This is a genomic window from Halomonas sp. 3D7M (assembly GCF_014897885.1).
Lineage (GTDB): Bacteria > Pseudomonadota > Gammaproteobacteria > Pseudomonadales > Halomonadaceae > Vreelandella.
In genome coordinates this window covers 1-3,491 of record NZ_JABUZF010000159.1, presented here as the reverse complement: position 1 = coordinate 3,491, position 3,491 = coordinate 1, and the positions used below count along the sequence as shown (strand labels likewise).

General features: G+C 53.7%; 4 protein-coding genes. All 4 read left to right on the top strand.

Going from position 1 to position 3,491, the window contains the following annotated elements; genetic code table 11:
• The first annotated feature begins 222 nt into the window (after nt 1–222).
• Nucleotides 223–876: an adenylate kinase gene (gene adk / locus INT22_RS07665; protein WP_089039751.1), complete on the top strand. Its 654-nt coding sequence runs from the start codon at nt 223–225 to the stop codon at nt 874–876.
• Between the two features lie 109 nt (nt 877–985).
• A complete protein-coding gene (gene tsaB, locus INT22_RS07660) occupies nt 986–1,687 on the top strand; it encodes a tRNA (adenosine(37)-N6)-threonylcarbamoyltransferase complex dimerization subunit type 1 TsaB (protein WP_193061856.1) in 702 nt (233 codons plus the stop codon).
• 5 nt (nt 1,688–1,692) lie between these two features.
• A complete protein-coding gene (locus INT22_RS07655; RefSeq protein ID WP_443603321.1) occupies nt 1,693–2,403 on the top strand; it encodes a class I SAM-dependent methyltransferase in 711 nt (236 codons plus the stop codon).
• A 27-nt stretch (nt 2,404–2,430) separates the two neighbouring features.
• On the top strand, nt 2,431–3,491 hold a 1,061-nt coding region (locus INT22_RS07650), incomplete at its 3' end, for a phospholipase D-like domain-containing protein (protein WP_193067986.1).

Genomic DNA, 3,491 nt, shown 5'->3' with positions numbered 1-3,491 from the left:
CCCAATAGGGCGCCGCTTGTGTTTAAAACAGTTCAGTAGGTCTGCAACGAAGGGTGACCAAAGTACAAGAAATTGCCACCTGACTGTTTTTGCTTAAGAAAATGTTAAAAAAATGCGTTATCAGGCTTTTGGGGAGTTGTGTCATCCGAACGGCACGGTTATTGTCAGTCCATTATTCAAAAATTATTCATATCTAACGACTAACATTCAAGGAGCAGTGCCATGCGTTTAATCCTGTTGGGTGCCCCCGGCGCGGGGAAGGGGACTCAGGCTCAGTTTATCTGTGAGCAATTTAAGATCCCTCAAATTTCCACCGGGGATATGCTGCGCGCGGCCATCAAGGACGGTACCGAGTTGGGTCTCAAAGTAAAAGAGATTATGAATAGCGGCGGTTTGGTGTCCGACGATGTCATTATCGATCTTGTTAAAGAGCGTATTAGCCAACCCGACTGTGAAAATGGTTTCTTGTTCGATGGTTTTCCGCGCACCATCCCGCAAGCCGATGCGATGAAAGAAGCTGGCGTTAAGCTGGACCACGTGTTGGAAATTGCCGTACCAGACGAAGAAATTGTGAGCCGTCTTGCAGGGCGTCGTGTGCATCCGGCATCTGGGCGTGTTTACCATGTCGACCATAATCCGCCCAAAGAGCCGGGTAAAGATGACGTGACTGGGGAAGCGCTGATTCAGCGTGAAGATGATCAAGAGTCTACCGTGCGCAACCGTCTGTCGGTTTATCACGACCAAACCGCACCGTTGGTAGATTATTATCAGCAGTGGGCGAAAGAAGACCCTGAGGCCGCGCCGCAGTATCATCGCGTAGAAGGCGTAGGCAGCGTGGCTGACATTACTCGGCAAGTGAAAGAAGCGCTTTGCTAAGTAGCACATGCTAGTGAATGTCACGATGGCCCGCAGGTTACCTGCGGGCCATCGTCGTTGAGGCCGCGTAAAGGTATAATGACGGTCTATTTTATGGAGTGCAGAATCGATGTCATCGTTATACCTTCTCGCACTGGACGCATCTTCTAGTGCCTGCTCTGCGGCTTTATTGCGCCAGCAGGGTAGCCAGCGTGAATGCTTGGCGCGTTTCGAGATGACGCCAAGGGCCCATACCCGGCGCTTAATGCCGATGGTGGATGACATTCTCGCTGAGGCCAATATTTCTACGCAGCAGCTAGATGCGGTTGCGTTTGGGCGTGGCCCTGGTTCATTCACCGGCTTGCGCATCGCTGCCGGTGCAGCGCAAGGCTTGGCGTTTGGGCTGGATCGTCCATTGTTGGGTATTTCCACCTTGGAAGCGCTCGCGCTTCAGGCCCATCGCCGCTACCATTTTCGCCATGTAGTGACCGCGTTAGATGCCCGTATGGGCGAAATCTATGCGGCTACTTGGCACTGTTTAAATGACACGCTTAGCTTGCAAAGTGACGAAGTAGTCGTGGCGCCTGCTAACTTTTGTTTGCCTGCGGAGGAGACCGACTGGGTAGGCGTGGGCTCGGGGTTTACGCTGTGGGATGACTTTGCGTTAAGCCTACAAGCCAACATGTCTCAGCACCTCACTGATCTTGAGCCACGGGCCGAAGAGATGGCATGGCTCGCCGCTCGTGATTTGGAAGCGGGGTTAGGTCAGGCAGCCAATGAAGCACAGCCAGTTTATTTGCGCAACGACGTGGCCTGGAAAAAGCCAGCATGAGCCACATGGCAAGCCCAGAGACGCTTGTGCTGCCTTCGGGGTTAGCGCTTAGCTACGTTGATGGCCAATTGGCACTGTCAGGTGATGAGCGCCAATACGGAAAACCGCTTAGCGTGGATTTTGCCGCTGGAAAGGCAGCCCATCGCCGTCAGTTTGGTGGTGGTCGCGGGCAGTTAGTGGCAAAAGCCTGTGGGCTTGCTAAAGGCATCACACCTAACGTCGTGGATGCCACGGCTGGTTTGGGTAGGGATGCGTTCGTACTGGCAAGCCTGGGCGCAAATGTCTTACTAATTGAACGTGTCGCGGCGATTGCCGCACTGCTTCAAGATGGTCTCGCGCGTGCTGCAAAAACACAGACGACAGCAGAGATTGCCTTGCGTATGACGCTCCGCCATGGTGATGCCGCTAAGCAGTTGGCTGCTCTTGTGGAAAGCGCAGCTTTTGATCCTGAGGTTATTCATCTTGATCCGATGTTTCCGCACCGTGAGAAGTCGGCGTTGGTCAAGAAAGAGATGCGCGTGTTTCGAGAGTTGGCGGGAGACGATGATGATGCACCAAGCTTATTAGAAGCGGCGTTGGATGTAGCGACGCATCGAGTAGTGGTCAAGCGACCCCGTAAAGCACCCCCTATCGGCGGCCCCGCGCCGCAGCATACGCTGGAAGGTAAAACGAGCCGGTACGATTTGTACGTCCATCGTTCGCTAACTCGTCGCTGAGCCGTTTCATCAAGAGAAGGAGTCTCTATGCAGCACGTGTGGCGTGAAGGCAACCGCACTACTCTGTTGCCGGAAGCAACGCGATTTTTGCCAGCTATGTTTGATGCGGTTAGTCAAGCGGAGCACTACGTGCTGGTGGAGCTCTACTTGATGGAGTCAGGTAAGTTAGCGAACCAGATGAGTAATGCGCTGATCGACGCTGCTGAACGCGGTGTAAAGGTGTGTTTGCTGCTCGATGGTTATGGCTCCATGGGATTGGAGCAGCGTGATCGTATACGCCTAGAGCAAGCAGGTGTCGCATTACGGTTCTTTAATCCCATTGGTTTTCACTCGCTGGCTCGCAACTTAAGCCGTGACCACCGTAAAATTGTTGTCGTGGATGGAGAGGTTGCGTTTACCGGCGGATTTGGCGCGGTGGATGAGTTTCTGGAAGCATGGTACGAAATTGCGGTGCGCATCGAAGGCCCGGTAGTCGCTGATTGGGAAGAGCTTTTTCGCCGCTTATGGCGTTCCCGGCTAACACGGCAAGCAGGTGATGGGCGGGCTAGCTCAGTGTTGCCGCCACAGCGGACCGCCGTACATTATGCTGATGGCATACGCGGCCGAGTGATGTCAGCGAGGGGTTATCGTTACCAAGCTATTCGCCACTCGCTCCATGCGCGGGTAAATCAGGCAAACAAGCGGCTTTGGCTATGTACACCTTATTTTGTGCCGACCTTCACGCTGCGCCGACGCCTGATTCGCGCGGCACGGCGTGGCGTGGATGTTTGTTTACTATTACCGGGCAGTAAACATGACCACCCAGGCGTGCGCTATGCAGGACAACGGTTTTACCAAGCGTTGTTAAAAGCCGGCGTGCGGATTTTTGAGTTCCAGCCCACGTTTATTCATGCCAAGTTTGTGTTAGCCGATGACTGGGTCAGTCTTGGCTCATGTAACTTCGACCATTGGAATCTGCACTGGAACCTTGAAGCTAATCAAGAAGTAGAAAACCAAGCCTTCGCCAAACAAGTTCAATCGCTGTTTGAGCGTAACTTTGCTGCCAGCCAAGAAGTCGATGCTGCCGCCTGGGCCGCACGGCCCTGGCG